The sequence below is a fragment of the Maribacter spongiicola genome, assembly GCF_052119685.1.
In the GTDB taxonomy this organism is placed as follows: domain Bacteria; phylum Bacteroidota; class Bacteroidia; order Flavobacteriales; family Flavobacteriaceae; genus Maribacter; species Maribacter spongiicola_A.
The window spans coordinates 220,352-240,024 of the sequence record NZ_JBGQOO010000001.1 but is presented as its reverse complement, the minus strand read 5'-3'; the positions used below and the strand labels follow the sequence as shown (position 1 = coordinate 240,024).

General features: G+C 34.4%; 16 protein-coding genes. 10 read left to right on the top strand and 6 right to left on the bottom strand.

Annotated features, from left to right (window positions below; translation table 11 throughout):
- Positions 1-9 precede the first annotated feature (9 nt).
- Together ACEN2N_RS00930 and ACEN2N_RS00925 are read left to right on the top strand one after the other, a co-directional pair.
- A complete protein-coding gene (locus tag ACEN2N_RS00930; RefSeq protein WP_441822577.1) occupies positions 10-1,185 on the top strand; it encodes an aldose epimerase family protein in 1,176 nt (391 codons plus the stop codon).
- A 241-nt stretch (positions 1,186-1,426) separates the two neighbouring features.
- A complete protein-coding gene (locus tag ACEN2N_RS00925; RefSeq protein WP_441822576.1) occupies positions 1,427-2,245 on the top strand; it encodes an SDR family oxidoreductase in 819 nt (272 codons plus the stop codon).
- Positions 2,246-2,302: 57 nt separating this feature from the next.
- On the opposite strand, the gene ACEN2N_RS00920 is transcribed toward ACEN2N_RS00925, so the two are convergent.
- A complete protein-coding gene (locus ACEN2N_RS00920) occupies positions 2,303-2,839 on the bottom strand; it encodes a YSC84-related protein (protein WP_441822575.1) in 537 nt (178 codons plus the stop codon).
- Positions 2,840-3,109: 270 nt separating this feature from the next.
- Between ACEN2N_RS00920 and ACEN2N_RS00915 the strand changes: the two genes are divergently transcribed.
- On the top strand, positions 3,110-3,301 hold the full coding sequence (locus ACEN2N_RS00915; RefSeq protein ID WP_441822574.1) for a hypothetical protein: 192 nt from the start codon (positions 3,110-3,112) through the stop codon (positions 3,299-3,301).
- Between the two features lie 62 nt (positions 3,302-3,363).
- On the opposite strand, the gene ACEN2N_RS00910 is transcribed toward ACEN2N_RS00915, so the two are convergent.
- The 5 genes from ACEN2N_RS00910 to ACEN2N_RS00890 form a co-directional block, all read right to left on the bottom strand.
- Complete coding sequence (locus ACEN2N_RS00910) at positions 3,364-4,194, bottom strand: DMT family transporter (protein ID WP_441822573.1); 831 nt, start codon at positions 4,192-4,194, stop codon at positions 3,364-3,366.
- Positions 4,195-4,318: 124 nt separating this feature from the next.
- The gene (locus tag ACEN2N_RS00905) at positions 4,319-4,663 is read right to left on the bottom strand and encodes a sensor histidine kinase (protein ID WP_441823119.1); all 345 of its coding nucleotides are present in this window, start codon (positions 4,661-4,663) and stop codon (positions 4,319-4,321) included.
- 179 nt (positions 4,664-4,842) lie between these two features.
- The gene (gene uxaC / locus ACEN2N_RS00900) at positions 4,843-6,240 is read right to left on the bottom strand and encodes a glucuronate isomerase (protein ID WP_441822572.1); all 1,398 of its coding nucleotides are present in this window, start codon (positions 6,238-6,240) and stop codon (positions 4,843-4,845) included.
- A 51-nt stretch (positions 6,241-6,291) separates the two neighbouring features.
- Entirely contained in the window at positions 6,292-7,227 is a 936-nt protein-coding gene (locus tag ACEN2N_RS00895; protein ID WP_441822571.1) for a ThuA domain-containing protein, read from the bottom strand.
- Positions 7,228-8,253: a LacI family DNA-binding transcriptional regulator gene (locus ACEN2N_RS00890; protein WP_441822570.1), complete on the bottom strand. Its 1,026-nt coding sequence runs from the start codon at positions 8,251-8,253 to the stop codon at positions 7,228-7,230.
- A gap of 253 nt (positions 8,254-8,506) precedes the next feature.
- Here ACEN2N_RS00890 and ACEN2N_RS00885 point away from each other — a divergent pair, with 253 nt between their 5' ends.
- The 7 genes from ACEN2N_RS00885 to uxuA all read left to right on the top strand — a co-directional run bounded on the left by ACEN2N_RS00885 (position 8,507) and on the right by uxuA (position 19,671).
- On the top strand, positions 8,507-11,578 hold the full coding sequence (locus tag ACEN2N_RS00885) for a SusC/RagA family TonB-linked outer membrane protein (RefSeq protein ID WP_441822569.1): 3,072 nt from the start codon (positions 8,507-8,509) through the stop codon (positions 11,576-11,578).
- An 11-nt stretch (positions 11,579-11,589) separates the two neighbouring features.
- Positions 11,590-13,263 carry a RagB/SusD family nutrient uptake outer membrane protein gene (locus ACEN2N_RS00880; RefSeq protein WP_441822568.1) on the top strand — a complete coding sequence of 558 codons (1,674 nt, stop codon included), beginning with the start codon at positions 11,590-11,592 and terminating at the stop codon, positions 13,261-13,263.
- A 175-nt stretch (positions 13,264-13,438) separates the two neighbouring features.
- Positions 13,439-14,656, top strand: a complete 1,218-nt coding sequence (locus ACEN2N_RS00875; protein ID WP_441822567.1) for a PmoA family protein — start codon at positions 13,439-13,441, stop codon at positions 14,654-14,656.
- A 13-nt stretch (positions 14,657-14,669) separates the two neighbouring features.
- Positions 14,670-16,046 (top strand): Gfo/Idh/MocA family protein, encoded by a 1,377-nt coding sequence (locus tag ACEN2N_RS00870; protein ID WP_441822566.1) that lies wholly within the window; start codon positions 14,670-14,672, stop codon positions 16,044-16,046.
- A 131-nt stretch (positions 16,047-16,177) separates the two neighbouring features.
- Complete coding sequence (locus tag ACEN2N_RS00865) at positions 16,178-17,575, top strand: putative oxidoreductase C-terminal domain-containing protein (protein ID WP_441822565.1); 1,398 nt, start codon at positions 16,178-16,180, stop codon at positions 17,573-17,575.
- Entirely contained in the window at positions 17,568-18,386 is an 819-nt protein-coding gene (locus ACEN2N_RS00860; RefSeq protein ID WP_441822564.1) for an SDR family oxidoreductase, read from the top strand. Before ACEN2N_RS00865 ends, ACEN2N_RS00860 begins: the two co-directional genes overlap by 8 nt.
- 88 nt (positions 18,387-18,474) lie before the next feature.
- Positions 18,475-19,671, top strand: a complete 1,197-nt coding sequence (gene uxuA, locus ACEN2N_RS00855; RefSeq protein ID WP_441822563.1) for a mannonate dehydratase — start codon at positions 18,475-18,477, stop codon at positions 19,669-19,671.
- The last annotated feature ends 2 nt before the right edge of the window (positions 19,672-19,673 follow it).

Below are 19,673 nucleotides of genomic sequence, written 5' to 3'. Positions count from 1 at the left end.
AATAAATTCATGAGATTAGCTAAAGTCAATATTCTTTCAATTGTATTGTATATTATTTTGACAGGATGTTTAGCTTGTAATGAGAATATGAAAAATAAGGTAGTCCCAAAAAAAGATAGTACCATGCAAATTGAAAAAAGTTCTTATGGGACTACTATTAATAATGAAAAAGTAACACAGTTCATATTGCGAAATAGAGACGGTATTTCGGTTACTATTATTACGTATGGGGGTATAATAAGAGAAATAATGACTCCTGATTCAGAGAGGAGAATGGATAATGTTGTATTAGGTTTTGATAACCTCGAACAATACGAAAAAGAAAACCCTTTTTTTGGAGCCTTGGTTGGTCGTTATGGAAATAGAATTGCAAAAGGAAAATTTACTTTAAACGATATGGAATACACCTTGGCTGTGAACAACGGAGAAAATTCTTTACATGGAGGATTAAAAGGCTTTGACAAGGTTGTTTGGAAAGTTGAGGAGGTAAAAGATTCAGATTCGTTTGTCTCGTTAAAATTAAGCTACCTAAGTAAAGATATGGAAGAGGGTTTTCCTGGGAATTTAAATACTATGGTTACTTATACTTTAAATAAAGACAATAGTTTAGATATTCTGTACGAAGCGACTACAGATAAAACTACAGTGGTCAATCTAACACAACATTCTTATTTTAATCTATCCGGAAATTTCTCTCAAACAATTGTTGACCATAAAGTGGAAATTGATGCAGATCAGTTTGTACCCGTTGACAGAACTTTAATCCCTTTAGGCAATCTAGCGTCTGTAGAAAATACTCCTTTCGATTTTAGAAAACCTAAATTGATTGGAGATGGAATAGATGAAGATAACGAACAAATGAAACTAGGGGCTGGTTACGATCATTGTTGGGTACTTAATAACCAAGAAAAAGGATATCGTTCAGTTGCGAAAGCATTTCACCCAAACTCTGGGCGCATGATGGAAGTGTTGACCGATCAGCCAGGTATGCAATTATACACCGGTAACTTTTTAGATGGTACTTTACCTATGTCAAGTGGTGGTACATATGCAAAGCGAAGCGGATTCTGTTTTGAAACTGAGCACTATCCTGATTCTCCAAACCAACCTCAATTTCCAAGTACTACATTAGAACCAGGGAAAAAGTATATCACAAAAACAACTTTTAAATTTTCTACAAAATAGTTAGTTGAGTAGAAAAAAGAAATAGTAGTTTCAGTAAGGTAGATTCGTTAGTCTATATATTTATAGGATTATTGTATTAATGTTATGAATATCTTTTAGGGAGATAATTCTTTTATTTCCATCATATTTTCAATTTGTAAGTTGTAATTTTTACATGGATATGTTGTGCTAGTAATTTTGGTTATTGAGATAATTAAAATCATGATTACAGGATATTTTTATCCATATAAAATAAAACATCATGCAAAAACCAAATAAAAGATTAGAGGGGCAAACGTGCATAGTTACGGGCTCTAGCGATGGTATCGGCGAAGCCGTTGCGAAAGCAATGGGTATGGAAGGTGCCAATATTGTTGTTAATTACCACAGTAGTAAAGAAGAGGCAGAAGAGGTTGCACACTGGATCAGTAAAAATTCTGATGCTGGTAATGCCATTGTTGTTAAATGCGATGTTAGTAAAGAAGATGAGGTTAAGGGTATGTTTAAGAAAACTATTGCTGAATTTGGCACTGTAGATGTCTGTGTAGCAAATGCCGGTATGCAATTAGATCATCCACTTCATGAAATGCCATTGAAAGATTGGCAAAGAGTGATAGATGTAAATCTTACCGGACAGTTTCTTTGTGCCAAAGAAGCGATAATTGAGTTTAAAAGAAGAGGAATGCGACCAGAGATATCTAAATCTCTAGGTAAAATTATACACATGAGTTCTGTTCATGAGGTTATACCGTGGGCAGGTCATGCGAATTATGCCGCTTCGAAGGGCGGATTGGTCATGTTAATGCAAACCATCTGTCAAGAATATGGTCCAGATAGAATTAGATGTAACTCCATCGCACCGGGTGCTATAAAAACAGATATTAATAAAGATGTGTGGAGTACCCAAGAGGGCAGAGACGGCATGTTGAAATTAATACCTTATAAGCAAATAGGTATACCAGAAGATATTGGTAGTGTTGCAAGTTGGTTAGCTTCCGATGAATCTGAATATATAAATGGTACTACTATTTTCGTAGATGGCGGTATGACATGTTACCCAGGTTTTACTGCAAATGGATAGTTTATAAATATAAAAAGCCACCCAATTGGGTGGCTATCTTTTTTGTAAGGCGATGAATTATTTCATCATTGGCTTGTATTCAAATTTTTGTCCGCCAACAGATGCATCTGCCATTAGTCCTGCTTTTGGTAAAGCAAATACGGCAACACCATCTTTATATTTAGCATTTACTGATACACCAGATTTTAAGGCTACTGCAGAAGCTTCTGCAGAAAATTCATAATCTCCGTCTTTAAATTCGGCTAAATCGGCAGCTGTCTCAAAGAAAATTACTTCTGTTATCGCTTGACCACCTGCTTGTAGTCCTACGCTTAATTTTTTTAAGTCCGCCATACCGATCATGGTTCCATTTTCATATACTACGCCATTACCAGAAGCTCCACCGATAATAAAACCTCCTTTGCCAACATTAGGAAAAATTACATACCCGGCAGAAGTGCTAAAAAAGTGGTCTAAGCCGACTTCCATTTTCATTAGTTTATCTTTTGCCTTACTAGCATCTTTAATAATTTTCTGGTCTTTACTAGTTTGTGCGTTAAGACCGATAGCTAAGAATAATAGCGCGGTAAATGTTATTGATTTTAAAATTTTCATTTGTTCTAGATTTTATACTGATTAATTTTATTATGCCAAAGGTAGATTTAAGTAAGGGTCTAGTTTATCTTAAAACCTATAAATTTTGATTCAAAAGGGTGTTAAATATTTGTAAATCAGTTAATTGTAAGTTAAAATAAGAGAATTTAAAATATCCTTAGCTATATAACTGTTTCATTGAATGGAGGTTATCTTACAAATCGATATCTTAAAAATTTGTTAATTTAATTTAGATGTTCTATATTCATTAAATATTAAAATCTAGATGATATGAAGACTAACGAAAATTTTTTAGATTCGAAGATAATTGCAAATTTTATTATTGCATTTGCATTACTATTTACAGCAATCTATTACTTTAATTATTCTGAGGAAATCGAAGAAGAGGTGAATATGGTTATTGTAAATACATTACAAGACGCCAACAATAGCTTAGCCGAGCAAGAACCTGCTCGTAAATAATAGAAATTTCTGACCATAACTATAGGCTGCCAATTCATTGTAATTGGCAGTTTTTTTTTGAGCTATCTTTTTCCAATTATTACGTTAGCGATTAATGCAGTAACAATCATTAATATGCCTAATAAACTCCATAAAGAATAAATATCTCCAAACCAGAAAATGCCTACCATAATAGTAAAAATCACTTCAATATATTTTAGAGGTGCTACTAAATTTGTTTTAGCTATCTGAAAGGCCTTGGTCATAAATACTTGACCAAAAAAACCGAAGATGCCCAAGCTTAACAAAAGAAGCCAATCTTTACCTATTGGTATTACCCAGTTATTAATACTTAAAAGTGCGCCAACTATAGTACCAACGAACATAAAATAGTTTACGATTACCAAAGGGTGGTCGCTATTGCCTATTTTTCTAATAATTACGTATACTAATCCGCTGAAAACTGAAGCTGCTAAGACTAAAAGTAAACCAGTTGAATTAATATTTTGGTCAAACCCTTTTAAAACCAATACCCCAGCGAAGGCAAATAAAAAGAGAAACCATTGAATTGGTTTTAGCCTTTCTTTCAATAAAAAAACTGCAAAAATAGCGGCATATATAGGGGCTAAATATCGTAATGAAACGGCAGTGCCAACAGGTAGGTATTTTAGAGACATAAAGAATAAACTCATAGCTATTATACCGGCAAGAGCCCTAAACATCATGAATTTACGATTGTTGCCTAGTATAGGTATGCCCTTTATTAAAATATAGGCCGTAGCAAGAACTAGTGACCCTATTGTTCTAAAAAATACGATTTCAAAGGTGGGTATATGATCGAGGTATTTTACAAACGAATTCATTAAACTAAATGAAAACGTACTTATAATCATGTAAAGGATTGCTTTCTTCAACGTGTAGTTCGTAATTAGGCTATCAATTGCCAAAAAACAAAGCTATGTCTAAAACTATGAATCAAAATGTTTTTTTTGTGTTGTTTATAACTACAACCTTAATTACGGTTATTTATATTGTCTGCTACCCGATATGTTGATGCTCATTGAATTTCGGTACCGAAAAATAGAAACAAGTTCTTTCACCTAAAAAACTATCAACCCAAATTTCACCATCATTATTTTCGACCATTTCTTTACAAAGTACTAATCTTAATCCTGTGCCTTTTTCGTTGTTAGTACCATAAGTGGTAAAGGTTTCGTTTTTATTAAAAATTTTATTTATAGCCTCTTCAGGTAAACCAATATCAGTGTCTTTTATCCAAATATCCCAATGGTTTGCTTTTTTATTTGCACCGATTGTTATAGTTCCATTCTCAGGTGTAAATTTTGGGGCATTACTTGTCAGGTTTCTAATTATAATACTTATCTGATTTTGGTCTGACCAGGTTATAACATCTGAACCTATTTCAGAAATAATATAATAGATTTTTGTGAAGCAGTCTTAGCTAACAAAGCAGTATTTTCAGTTACTAATTTTTGAATATTAGTTTCAGCTAGTTTAGTGACCACGCCGTCCATTTGAGTCTGTCCCCAAGAAAGAGATTGTTAAATATTGAAATAGTTTTTAGCGTTATTATAACAAATATCTTGAATCATTTTCCCCACCCATTCCATTTCATTTGGTAATTCTCCGTTTTGGATTTCATTACCAAATAGGTTACATAGTATTCTTCTAAAATACTCATGACGCGGAAAAGAAAGAAAACTTCTAGAGTCGGTTAACATGCCAATAAAGCAACTTATCAAACCAATATTCGATAATGCGTTCAACTGTTTGATCATACCATCTTTCTGGTCTAAAAACCACCATCCAGAACCAAATTGGACTTTACCTCTTAATGACCCATCGTTAAAATTACCGATCATACTTGCAAATACTTCATTATCCCTAGGGTTCAGATTGTAAATAATGGTTTTGCACAATTGATTGGCACCATCGAGCTTATTTAAAAATTTCGATAGGTTTTCTGCTTGTAACCAATCACCTATCGAATCCCAACCAGTATTTGGTCCTAATTGATCTAGCATACGTGTATTGTTATCACGTAGTGCACCTAAATGAAATTGTTGTACCCATTTAAATTCATGATATTTTGTAGAAAGAAACATTAATACAGCGCTTTTGAAGCTATTTATTTCATCCGTATTTAAAACTTTATTATCTAGTTTCTTTTTTAAAATAGTATTTACGCCTGCTTCAGTAAATTCAAATGCATACATATATGAAAGCCCATGATCGGCAATTCTACAACCGTTATTATGAAAATGAAGTATTCTATTATTTAGCGCTTCTTTTAAAGTGTCAAAAGAGGTGATGTTTACACCCGCAACTTCTGATAGTTTTTCGATATAATTATTAAAAGAAATAGCATCGATATGAATTGCATTGTCAGGTCTGAATGCAGTACTTACCTTAGTTTTAAAATCACTTGTTGCTATTTTCTGATGGTGTATCAATGTATCTGTAGGGTCTTCGGTAGTGCATAAGAAATCTACATTCATGGTATTTAAAAGTCCTTGAGTTTTAAAACTAGAACCTTTTAACTGCTCATTTACTTGATCATAAATTGAACTGGCAGTCGCAGAGGTTAGAAGTTCGGTGATACCAAAATATCGCTGTAATTCTAGATGGGTCCAGTGATAAAGGGGGTTTCTCATCGTAAATGGAACTGTTTCTGCCCATTTTAAAAATTTGTCCTTATCAGATGCGTTACCCGTAATGTATTTTTCATTGATACCTAAGGTTCGCATTGCTCTCCATTTATAATGGTCACCATCTATCCAAACTTGCGTCAGATTTTTAAAAGCGGTATTATTTGCAATTAGTTCTGGTGGTAAATGATTGTGGTAATCAATTATGGGCATCTTACTGGCATAATCGTGATATAGCTCTTGCGAATATTTATTTTCTAGTAAAAAATTACTGTTTAAGAAATGGCTCATAGAATTTTATTAGGTTGGTTGTGGTGATTTTATGAATATATCTTGGAAAATTTATTTAATAGAAGGACTTTTCATCGGACTATCATCAGCTTTTAAATCTCCAGTAACATACTGCAAACCATCCATTAGAAATTGTAATAAATCAGGATTTTCTAGACTTTGGGCGTTATGTGATGGAGAGGTATAAAAAACCCTTCCTTTTCCATGTTTTTTTATCCAAGCAACATAATTGATATTATCTGTTGGCTCATGTCTAATTTCTTCAATTTTATCAACTTCAAAATATAGAAGAGGTCTAAAATTATAATCGAAATAGGCATTTTTGAAAAAGTAGGGTTCATCTACGTGTGTCAGCCCTTTGCCTTTAAATGCTTGTACTAGTGGATGATTTTTATCCACTTCTTTGATATGCATTTCTTGCTGTTTAGGGTGGTAATCAAAACTGCCTCCTGTCATTTTACTGAATGCATCAGAATTGTTTTGTACAACAATGGCACCGTGCAGAATCATTAGTCCACCGCCCTTTTTCACATAGTTGATTAAATTTTGCTCGTACATAGCAGCCTTTTCCGAAATCTCTTTATCGGTCAGTGAGGTATAATTTTTTAAAAGATCATGAAATAAATCTCTTTTCGGCCCTGTAGGGTTAGCGTTGTTCAAGACAACAGCATCAAATTGTTTTAATTTTTTCTTGTCAAAATTTTCAATATCGAAACCTACATGTATTTCAAATGCGTTTGTTTTTTCACCGAAAAGTTTTAATAATTCAATATTATGCGGTATGGTCCAATGGTCGAACCCGGTTGCTTTAGAAAAGACTAAAATCTTCCTTTTCTTTTCTGTCTTAATGGTTGTTGTTGGTATATTTTTCTCAAGCTTTGATACCCACTCATCTGTTATTTTTATGGCCTCTAGGCTTTGTGATTGAACGAATAGGGTAGTTGCAAAAAATATACAAGCAGTAATTAAAATAGTTGGTTTTTTCATTTAATTAAATTGATTGGATGATGATTCTCTAATAATAAGATTGTGCCGTAAAAGGATGGTATTGGTCGATTGTAAATTTATAGAACCATTTAAATGCGCTATAATACTTTCACCCGCTAGAATACCCATTTTATAACCAGGGTATTCTATGGTGCTTAAATTCGGACTTATAATTTCAGATACAGGATCATTATTAAAACCTACTACTTTTATATCTTCAGGAATTTTGAAACCCTCTTTTTTAAGTTCTTTTATACAATTTGCTGCAAAATTATCGCTGGCAACAAATATCCCATCTATTTTTTTTGTTGAATGTTTAATAGTATCGACGACAATTTGAATGTGTTTAGGGTCAAGATCAGTTTCTAAAATATTGGTTTCGTTGACTTCAAATTGATTTTCTAACAAGGCATTTTTAAAACCAGTAAAGCGATCTTTGTATAATGTACGTTTTAAGTTGCCACTGATATGAAGCAAATTTGTACAGCCTTGGTCAATTAAATGCTTGGTGGCTTCATAGCCAGCTGCTTGGTTATCAATTAATATAGTTGGACAATTCGGTAAATCGATTACCCTATCAAAAAATAACAAGGGAATTTTTCTTTTTGTATAACTTTCAAAATGCTGGTAATTACTAGTATCATTTGCAAGAGAGACCAATAAAGCATCTACACCACTATCAAGTAATGTTTTAGCATTTATTATTTCTTTTTCTTCCGATTCTAATGATTGGCTAATTATCAAATTATAACCGACTTCATTAGCGACTTGCTCGATACCTGCAAGAACAGTAGACATAAAATGCGAATTTAGTCTTGGTACAATTACACCAATTGTATTTGATTTTTGATTGCTAAGATTTGCAGCAAATTTATTAGTTCTATAACCAACTTCATTAGCTTTAGCTATGACCTTCTTTTTAGTTTCTTCACTTATAGAATGGTGATTATTTAAACTTCTACTTACAGTTGCAGGTGAGACATTTAGCATTTCAGCTAAGTCATATATAGTAACCTTTTTAGACATTTATAGAGTTGTTTAACGCAACAATATTACGCAACTTATTTATATTATTGCGTAAAATTTATAATTATATCAATTTTAGATAGGTATAATTTAGTTAAATCATAATTATTTATCCATATTTTGTTGATTTATGCGAAATTTTAACAAAATATTTACGCAATCGATTGCATAATAAGAATTGATTATATAGATTTGTTTTAAATGTTTATGTAACACTTTATATATGCTATTAAATTAACCAAACTAAAGATTCATGAAAAAAATTAAAAAACTTAAGATTCGAAGAAGGATGGGTTATGCGATAACGATGATGTTATTGTTGTTCACTTTTTCTTCATACGCTCAAAGCGGTTCTGTAGTATCGGGTACTATTACCGATGCAGATAATATTCCGATTCCTTATGCGAACATTATCGAAAAGGGTACTACCAATGGTGCGGTTTCAGATTTTGATGGTAATTATTCTATTGAAGTAAAAGATTTAGATACTTCCGAATTGGTATTTTCTTTAATAGGGTTTAAATCTCAGACTGTAGTTCTTGACGGCAAGTCATCTGTAAATGTAGCATTGTTAGAAGATGTTTCTAATTTAGAAGAAGTAATTGTAGTTGGGTATGGTAGTCAGAAAAAATCAGATGTTACAGGAGCTGTTGCTAGCGCCAATATTGAAGCATTTGAAGACGCTCCAAATACTAATATAGCACAGAGTTTACAGGGTACGGTTGCTGGTCTGAATATTGGCCAGGTAAACGCTGCTGGTCAAACTCCAGAAATATCTATCCGAGGGCGAGCATCTATAAGCGGTAGTCAGAGTGTACTTATAATTTTAGATGGTATTCAATACAATGGGAGTCTTTCGTCTATAAATCCTAGTGATATTGCTTCTATTGATGTACTGAAAGATGTTAGTTCAACGGCTGTGTATGGTGCGCAAGCCGCAAATGGTGTTATATTAATTACCTCGAAAGGTGGTAAGAGAAATCAAAAACCAAAAATATCGGTTACATCTTCATATGCAACACTTGATCCTACTGTAAATAATAGACCTTTAACAAGGTCAGATTACATTGATCACATAAATATGCAATTGTATGATAAACGTTTTTTAGCTCCAGAATTTACAACACCAAATTCTGATTACGTTGGTTATTTTGAAGGCGGACAGGGGTTTAACGCGAATTTTGAATTGCAATCAGACACAAATCCAGGGGAGTTTAGTGATAATGACTTTGATTGGTGGGGGAATGGTACACAAACTGGTTATGTGCATCAAAACGAAATCAATGTTACAGGTGCTTCCGAAAAAACCAGTTACTTACTTTCGGTCGGTTTAACCGAGGCTGAAGGTATAATTCAAAATGATAAATTTTCTAGAAGAAGTTTACGAATTAATTTAGATACAGATGTAAATGATTTTTGGAAAGTAGGAATACAAGCATTTGGGTCTTTTGTGAATGAAGATGGAGATGAACCGTTTTTGTCTCAATTAAGAAACTTTTCGCCACTTTTAGTGCCTTATGATGATGAAGGTAATTTAATACCTAACCCGGCTGGCACTATAGAGCCTAATCCATATCAAGGGCAAATCACTGAAGATTATCAACGTAAAGATTACTTTTTTGCAAACCTTTATTCAGAAATAGAATTGCCGTTTATAAAAGGACTCTCGTATCGTATTAATTTCGGAAACAATTATAGAATTGAAAAGTTTTACGGTTCTAGCATATATGGTGCTGGATTAACTGGTGACGCAGGTAAGAGTTTGCTTTTTTATAGAGATTATACTTTGGATAATCTGCTAAAATATGATAGAACATTTGGTAAGCACGAAATTGGTGCGACTCTACTTTATGGAGCTATCGAAAGGCAACAAGAAACTACTAATGCTTATGCTTCTGGTTTTGATAGGTTGTCATTGGGTTATAGTGATTTAAGCAGTGGTGGTATCCCTTCCATTGGTTCAAGCGCGTATACCGAGACATTAAATTACCAAATGCTAAGAGCGAATTATAAGTATGATAATCGGTATATTTTAACCGGTACAATAAGAAGAGATGGTTTCTCTGGTTTTGCCGCTAATGAAAAAACGGCTTACTTCCCTTCTGGGGCATTGGGTTGGATAGCTTCAAATGAAGCCTTTTTAAAGGATACGCCTTGGGTAAATAACCTAAAATTAAGAGCTAGCTATGGTATTGCAGGTAATCAGACACCTAGATATACTTCTTTGGCAAGATTACGAACAATACCTGCATATGTATTCGGAGATGGTGGTAGTCCTGCTTTTGGCCAAGAATTAACATCATTGGCAAACCCTAATTTACGTTGGGAAAAAACTTCTGGTTTAAATGTAGGGGTAGATTTTAATTTCTTCGACAGTAGACTAAATGGTAGCATAGATACCTATAGGAATGTTACCGATGATTTATTATTTTCTGTTAGAATTCCTTACTTAACAGGTTTTAGTAATATTCAGACCAATGTTGGTAAACTTCAGAATACCGGTTTAGAAGTTACCTTAACAGGTGATATTGTTCGAAACGATAACTTCTCTTGGACGGCTACCGCAAACTATTCGAGAAATAAAAATGAGATTTTAGAACTTACTGGCGAAGATGCAGATGGTGACGGTGTTGAAGATGATTTAATTCAGAGCGGACTTTTTATTGGTGAGTCTATAAATGCATTATATGATTACGAGACAGATGGTATTTATCAAGTAGGTGACGATATACCTGATGGTTATGGAATTGGTAACTATAAAATAGTTGATCAGAATGGTGATGGTATGATTACGCAGGCAGAGGATAGAAAAATTATTGGTACGAGAGATCCATCTTATGCTGTATCGTTATTAAATACATTTAGGTATAAAAATCTATCATTCAGCTTCTTTTTAAATTCAATTCAAGGGGATGATGAGCATTACATTTCACAAAATGACAATGCTTTATATAGAAATGCAAATACACTATATCAAAATGTAGTTTCTGGTATAGACTATTGGTCTCCACAAAACCCAGGTGGGTTAAACGCAATGGCGCCTAATAGACCTGGTATTGCAGGTACGCGTTATGAGAATAGGAGTTTTGTAAGATTACAAGATGTTAATTTGAAATATAGTTTTGATAATAAAATCTTGGAAAAGCTTTCATTATCAGAATTAAGCATATTTGTAAGTGGTAAAAATTTAGCAACTTGGACAGATTGGAATGGATTTGACCCAGAATTTCAGGATTCCGATAGAGGTATTTATGGAGTCGGTTTAACCACAGGCGGTAGACCGGTATTAAGAGGGTATTCAATGGGTATTAATTTATCATTTTAAATAAAATAGACATGAAAAAATCAATTATATTTTTAGCATTAATTACATTTTTCTGGTCTTGCGACGAGGATTTTTTAGAGGAAACACCAGAAGACTTTCTTAGTTCTGTAAATGCATTTAATAATTATACGGATTTTACGGCTTCGGTAAATAACATGTACTTCTTGGTTAGAAGGCAGTTTTATAACAGAGATGAGAATAGACCATTCGACTTCCTATATGGTACTGATCTAGTTTTTGATGGTGAGCCAGGTGGAACTCAAAGACATGGCAATATGGTACAGGCTTATGATCCAGCAGGAGATATTGCTACTACACATTGGAATTTACTTTATAAGAATATCGCAGAAGCGAATACCGTTTTAGAACGTGCTCCATTGGCTGACATGACTGATGAAGAAAAGAATGATATTATTTCTCAAGCACGATTTTTTAGAGGGTTCGCTTACAATATTTTGGTAACCTTATATGGTGGTGTACCTATTGTAACTGATGCTATTATTGAGCCAAAGATTGATTTTGTGCGCAACACTAGAGAAGAAGTTTTAAATCAAGTAATAGAAGATTTAAGCTTTGCAGCGGCTAATTTGCCAAGTATTGGCGAAGCCGAAGATGGGCGTATTCATAATTTAATAGCCCAACATTATTTGGGAGAAGCTTATTTAGCTTTAGGAAACAATACGGAAGCAATTGCAGCATTATCGACTGTGATTAATGATGGAAATACTGGTTTAATGACAGAGCGTTTTGGTACCCGATCAGGTGAAGAACCTGGTGATGTGTACTGGGATTTATTTAGAAGAGGTAATCAGAATAGAGCTAGTGGTAATAAAGAAGCACTTTGGGTAATACAATTTGAAATTGATGTTCAAGGTGGTGGATTACAGTCTAGTAGTAGAGGAGGTTCTTATGCTTTTGAGAGACATTTTGGTCCGTTATTAAGGTTTGCTCCATTTAACTCATGGCCTGTTGGTGATTATACCGGTGGTCGTGGTATTGGTTGGGGAATAACAACAGAGTTTTATACCAATACTGTTTGGGGCGGTGATGATAGTAATCCAGATTTTGTAAATGATATTAGAAACGCCAATCATAACTTTGTTCGGGTTTTTAATCGTGATAACTCATCTGCTTTGGCAATCATTGCCGATGAAATTGGTCGTGATACGGTTTGGTCTACAGAAACTCAACCACGTATTAGAGAATTTTATGCATTTCCTACAAAGGTTACTACGCCATATAATCATCCTGATGGTTTGTACAGGTCAAGTGATGTGCCATTTGCACTAACATCTTCTGCAGGTGGTACCTACACAGATCAGTATATGTTGAGATTGGCAGAAACTTATTTGCTACGTGCTGAGGCTTATTTGGCCAATAATCAACCAGGCTTAGCTGCTGATGATATTAATGTAGTTCGTAATAGATCTAATGCTTCTGAAGTAAGTGCTAGTGATGTTAATTTGGATTATATTTTAGATGAACGTGTGCGTGAATTAGGTTTAGAAGAAAAACGAAGACTTACGCTTATGCGAACTAATACGATTTATGAGCGTGTAATTGATAATAATCCGTTCTATGTTGAAAACGGAATGCAACCTCACTTTAATCTATGGCCAATACCAGCAGATGAGATTGAAGGTAACCGTGGTGCTGAATTAGTTCAAAACCCAGGATATAATTAATATAAAACAATTTCAAGATTTATTAGTGTGCCATTATTAGTGGTAGGATATAAATTATCTTAAAATTATAAATTAAAATAAAAAGAAGTATTGTAATCTTAATTTTGATTGCAATACTTCTATAGAAATTAAAATGTTGAGTTAGTTTGAATTTCCGTTGCCCAAACCTGTGTTTATGAAAAATATATTTTTAGTAGTACTTTTTATAGTGCTGATTTCTTGTAATGAGAAACAGAAAGAGTTTATATATCAAATACAGGAGGGTAGCGGTTTATTAATCAACGGACCTTTATCGTTAGATTTAGGAGAATTAGATAGTAGTAAAATTACATTATTAAATGGCGATGAAGTTATTCCATTTGATGTTGATGCCGCTTCAAATAAAATATGGTTTATACATAATACCGACCGAAAAGGTGACTATAGTATAAAAGTAAACGCTGAATCTTCTTCAGTATCCGATACTTTTTCTGCGGTAAAGAAAGATGGCGATTTAATGCTGGAAAGAGGTAATACTTCGTTGGTGGGCTACCGATATGGTATGCACTATCCGCCAAAGGGAGTAGACTCTATTTTTAAAAAATCTGGATATATTCATCCTATTATCACCCCAAAAGGAGATACTTTAACAAGAACGAATGCACCAGACCATTGGCACCATTATGGTGTTTGGGGACCATGGACACATACCCGTATCGATACTATGCGCGTCGATTTTTGGAATTTAGGTGACGGTCAAGGCACTGTGCTGTTCAAAGAATTTAATTCAGTTTCTAATGGAGCTGTTTCTGCTGGGTTTAATGCAGCGCAAGAACATATTGATTATAAAACACAACCAGAGCCACAGGTTGCATTAAATGAAAATCTTCAAGTAAAAATGTGGGATTTAAACAGAGAAGATAGGTATATGTTAGATTACACATCGTCGTTTTCGACTCCTTTGGAAAATGGAATTCTTTTTGAAGCTTACCGTTATGGTGGCGGATTAGGAATGCGTTTTACAGAAAGATGGCATAAAGATAATTGTGAGGTATTAACTTCAGAAGGTGAAGATCGTTTAACTGCCGATGGTACAAATGCCAAATGGGCAATAGTAAGTGGTGCCTCAAGTGATGGAAAAGGGACTAACGGAATTCTATTTCTAAGTAATCCTAAGAACAGAATGCATCCAGAACCTATGCGTGTTTGGCCTATTGATGGTAACGGTGGTCGAGGTGATATGTTTTTTGAATTTTGCCCTATCCGTCATGAAGAATGGCAAATTGAGCCTAATAAAGAATATGAGTTAAAATATAGAATGGTGGTATTTGAAGGTGAATTGACTAAAGAAGAAGCGGAAGCTTATTGGCAGGTCTTCGCCAATCCATCACAAGTAGAATTAATTGCGAACTAAATAATAGATACAGATGCAGAGAAGAAATTTTATAAAAAAATCATCGTTGGGTACGGCAGCGGCAGTCGCTTTTCCAACAATAGTACCTTCAAGTGTATTTGGTAAAAATGCACCTAGTAATAAAATTAATATTGGTCAGATTGGGTGTGGTCGTATTGCTCGTGATCACGATATACATGATACGATACGCTTCGATAATGCGCGTTATATATCAGTTTGTGATTTGGACTCTAAACGAATGAACGACGCCAAAGTTTTAGTTGATGGGTATTACAAAGAGAAAACAGGTAAGGCCAATTATATGGATACTAGAATGTATGGCGATTACCGAGAAATGTTATTAAATAAAGATATTGATGCCGTTGTTATCAGTACACCTGATCATTGGCATTCACAACCGGCCATAGAGGCTGCCATTGCCGGTAAAGATATTTATGTTCAGAAACCGACATCACTTACGGTAAGAGAAGGACAGCAGTTAAGAAAGGCTGTTCAAGATAATAATGTGATATTACAAGTTGGTACACAACAGCGCGCAATGCCACAATTTAGAGTTGCTGCCGAATTGGTACGTAACGGTAGAATTGGTAAAATACACACGGTAAAAATAGGATTACCTGGTGATCCTGCAGGACCTGTGGCTCCAGAAATGCCAGTGCCTAGTAACTTGAATTTTGATATGTGGTTAGGTTCAACTCCAGAAGTGCCTTATACTGAAATAGGAGTACACCCTCAAAATGATTATAGTCGTCCGGGATGGTTACGTCAACGTAATTACGGAGCAGGTATGATTACAGGTTGGGGTCAACATCATTACGATTCTGCTGCATGGGGTATGAATACCGAGTTAAGCGGTCCGATTTCTGTTGAGGCATTGGCAGAATTTCCAAAATCAGGATTATGGAATGTACACGGAGACTTTTTTGTAAAGCATGAATATGCTAACGATATTACGGTGTATACTAGTGGTGGATATACTAACGGTATTCAATATATAGGTGACGATGGTTGGATCTTTGTTTCACGTGGCTCTTATACCGCATCTGCATCTGATCCTGTAAGTAAAGAAAAAAGTTCTAAAGCATTAAATGCGTCAGATCCCAAAATATTAGAATCTGTAATTGGAGAAAATGAAATCCATCTAGAAAAAATAGACGACCAACATGGTAACTGGTTAGAATGTGTAAAGAGTAGAAAAGCGCCAATTTCACCAATTGAAAAGGGGCATAAAGCATGTACGGTTTGTTTAATAAGTGATATTGCTATGCAGTTCTCCCGAAAATTAAATTGGGATCCAGAGAATGAATGGTTTATAAATGACCCAGAAGCAAATGTAATGCTTGAACGTGCTCAGCGTAAGCCTTATGGCACAAATTATGTGAAATCTTAGAATTAACTTATAGCACCTACTTTTTTTATTTAAGAAGGTGCTATTTTTAAAGACTAGTTTGTTTAAGATTTAGACAATTAATAAGAATATGACCACCAGTAGTGGTCATATTTTTTAGTAAAATCTAGAAAATGAAAACATTAAAAAGATATTTGGTAATTGTGCTACCAGTAGTATTACTCTGCCTTTCTTGTGCAGAAGAAAAAAAAGAGGAAATTAAAGTGGATACAATGGACAAGGTTAAATTAATGACTTTAGATCCAGGTCATTTTCATGCAGCTTTAGTGCAAAAAACAATGTACCCACAAGTGGATTCTACTATTCACGTTTTTGCGCCCAAGGGTCCTGAAGTAGATGATTTTCTTAGTAAAATAAAACAATATAATTCTAGAGATGAAAATGCAACCTCATGGGCGGTTAACACTTATTTAGGCGATGATTATTTAAACAAGATGATTACTGAAAAGCCTGGTAATGTAATGGTCGTTGCAGGGAAAAATTCTAAGAAGATAGATTATGTATTAGCAGCGGTAAAAGCTGGCTTAAATGTGTATGCAGATAAGCCGTTGGTTATTAATCCCGAAGGATTTGAAAAATTAAAGGAAGCTTTTAAAATTGCCGAAGAAAACGGAGTAATCATTTATGATATCATGACAGAACGTTTTGAGTCGACTACGATGATGCAAAAACAATTCTCTTTATTGCCAAACGTATTTGGTGAATTAATTGAGGGTACTGCAGAAGAACCGGCAATTAGTAAAGAAAGCGTGCATCACTTTTTTAAATTTGTTTCAGGAAAACCATTGGTACGCCCATCTTGGTTTTTTGATGTAAACGAGGAAGGTGAAGGTATCGTAGATGTTACTACTCACTTGGTAGATTTGGTTCAATGGGAAGCTTTCCCGGATCAAATCATTGATTCGTCGCAAGTAGAAATGGTGTCGGCTCGTAGATGGCCCACCGTTCTTTCTTTAGAAGAGTTTCAGAACGTGACGGGTACCGAAGCATATCCCGATTATTTAAAAAAGGATATAGCTGATGATGGATTAAATGTGTATTGTAATGGCGAAATGACCTATAAAATCAATGGTAAGTTTGCGAAGGTTTCAGTTGTATGGAATTATAAGGCTCCAGAAGGAACAGGTGATACGCATTATAGTGTTATGCGTGGTTCAAAATCTAACCTAATTATAAAGCAGGGCAAAAAAGAAAATTATAAACCTGTATTATATGTAGAATCAAAATTAGATGCTGATTTTGAGAAATCCCTTAACTTGGCAATTCAAAATGAGATAGCAGAACAATTTCCTGGTACTACGGTTGAAAAAGTAGCAGAGGGTAAATGGAAAATTGTTATTCCAGAAAAGTTTAAAATAGGACATGAGTCACATTTTGGTCAAGTCACAGAGAATTATTTAAAATATTTGGCATCTGGCGAATTACCTACATGGGAAGTTCCTAATATGATTACTAAATATTACACCACTATAACCGCATATAAAAAAGCAAAAAGGGAATTAAATGAATGAGTTACTGTCTTTAAAAAATAAAAATTACGCCTTATCTGGCGGTACAGGTACCCTTGGAGGGTCAATTGCTGAATATTTAGTAAGAAACGGAGCAAGAGTATTGCTATTAGGTAGATCTGTAGATAAATTAAAGTCTAAGCAAAGTGAATTAAATGCCATCGTTGCAGACAGTACCTTTATTTTTAAGGTTGATGTCATGAACGAAGAGGAATTAAAAGCCTTGAAAGATGATATTAAAAAGGAGTTTAAACATTTAGACGGACTTGTTAATCTTGCAGGAGGTAACATACCTGGTGCAACATTAAAGCCAGACCAAACTATACGCGACATTGCAATGGGTGATACGCAGAAAGTTGTAGATATAAATTTATTCGGTACCGTAACGCCAACTGTAATTTTAAGTGAATTGATGGTTGAGCAGGGGTATGGGTCGATTATTAATATATCGTCTATGGCAGCAAAGCAAAGTATATCTAGAGTATTAGGGTATTCAATGGCTAAAGGTGCAGTAGACATTTTCACTAAATGGATGGCGAACGAGCTAGCATCTAAACACGGTGATAAAATACGTGTGAATGCAATTGCTCCAGGCTTTTTTATCGGAAACCAGAATAGAAGATTATTGACCAATGAAGATGGTTCTTTTACAGAGCGTGGTAATAGTATTATAAAAAATACACCTATGGGTCGTTTTGGTGATGCTTCTGAATTAAATGGAATGGTACATTATTTATTAAGTGACGCTTCTAGTTTTGTTACAGGTAGCATATTTGATGTAGATGGTGGCTTTAGCTCTTTTTCTGGAGTGTAATCCATTACATCTACAATAATTCCCCTTTTGTAAAAAAGCATTTGAATTTATAAATAAGTATAGAATTAATTATTTGCGAGTATAGATTATGGATTATTTAAAGAGAACGTTTCGTTGGTTCGGACCTGAATTTGGAGTATCCTTAGCAGACATACGTCAGTTGGGTGTAGAAGGAATTGTAGCTGCATGTCAACAAGTGCCCCTTGGGGAAGTTTGGCCTGTAGAAACTATTGCGGCACTTAAATCTGAGATAGAAGAACATGGCATGGAATGGTCTGTTGTAGAAAGTGTGAATATTCATACGGCTATTAAATATGGCCTTCCAGAGAGAGACTTTTATATTGCTAATTATATTCAAACACTTAAAAATCTTGCTGAAAACGGCATTTACGATGTGTGTTATAACTTCATGCAATTGATAGATTGGACACGTACGGATTTAGATTTCATATTGCCTACAGGTGCTTCGGCATTACGATATAGTCCGATTTCTGCAGCTGCGTTCGATTTATTTATATTAAAGCGTGAAAATGCTAAAGAATCCTATCCTGTAGAAGCGTATAATGAAGCGAAAGCCTATTTTGACGGACTTACAGATGCCGGTAAAAAGAAACTGGAAGAATCAATATTGGCAGGTATGCCAGGTTCTAGAAAATTGATTGCATTAGAAGATTTTAAAACCAATCATGCTACAGTTTTAAAGATTGATAAAAAACAACTACAAGATAATTTATCCTATTTCTTGAATGCAATAATACCCGAAGCAGAAAAAATAGGTGTTCGTATGGCAGTACACCCAGATGATCCACCATTTTCAGTTTTTGGCGTTCCTAGAATTGTTTCTAACTACGAGGAAATTAAATTTTTATTGGAATGTTGTCCATCACCAAGTAACGGTTTAACCTTTTGTTCTGGTTCATTAGGTGCCTCAGCTTCAAATGATTTAGTGAAAATTGTTGAAGATTTCGGTGATAAAATTCACTTCATTCATTTAAGAAATGTTGCCCGTTCAGATGATGGCAGCTTTTATGAGGCTGAACATCTAGGTGGCTCAGTTGAGATTGATAAAGTAATGAAAGCTATTGTTGAGCAACAACAAAAAAGATATTCTAACGGTAACGGTGTGGTTAGTATTCCGATGAGACCAGATCACGGTCATGTGTTGCTAGACGATAAAAAACGTCAAAATGAATTTTACTCAGGATATTCTTTAATTGGAAGAGCAATGGGCTTGGCGCAATTATCAGGATTAGAAAAAGGAATTAGATTAGGTTTAAATATTTAACC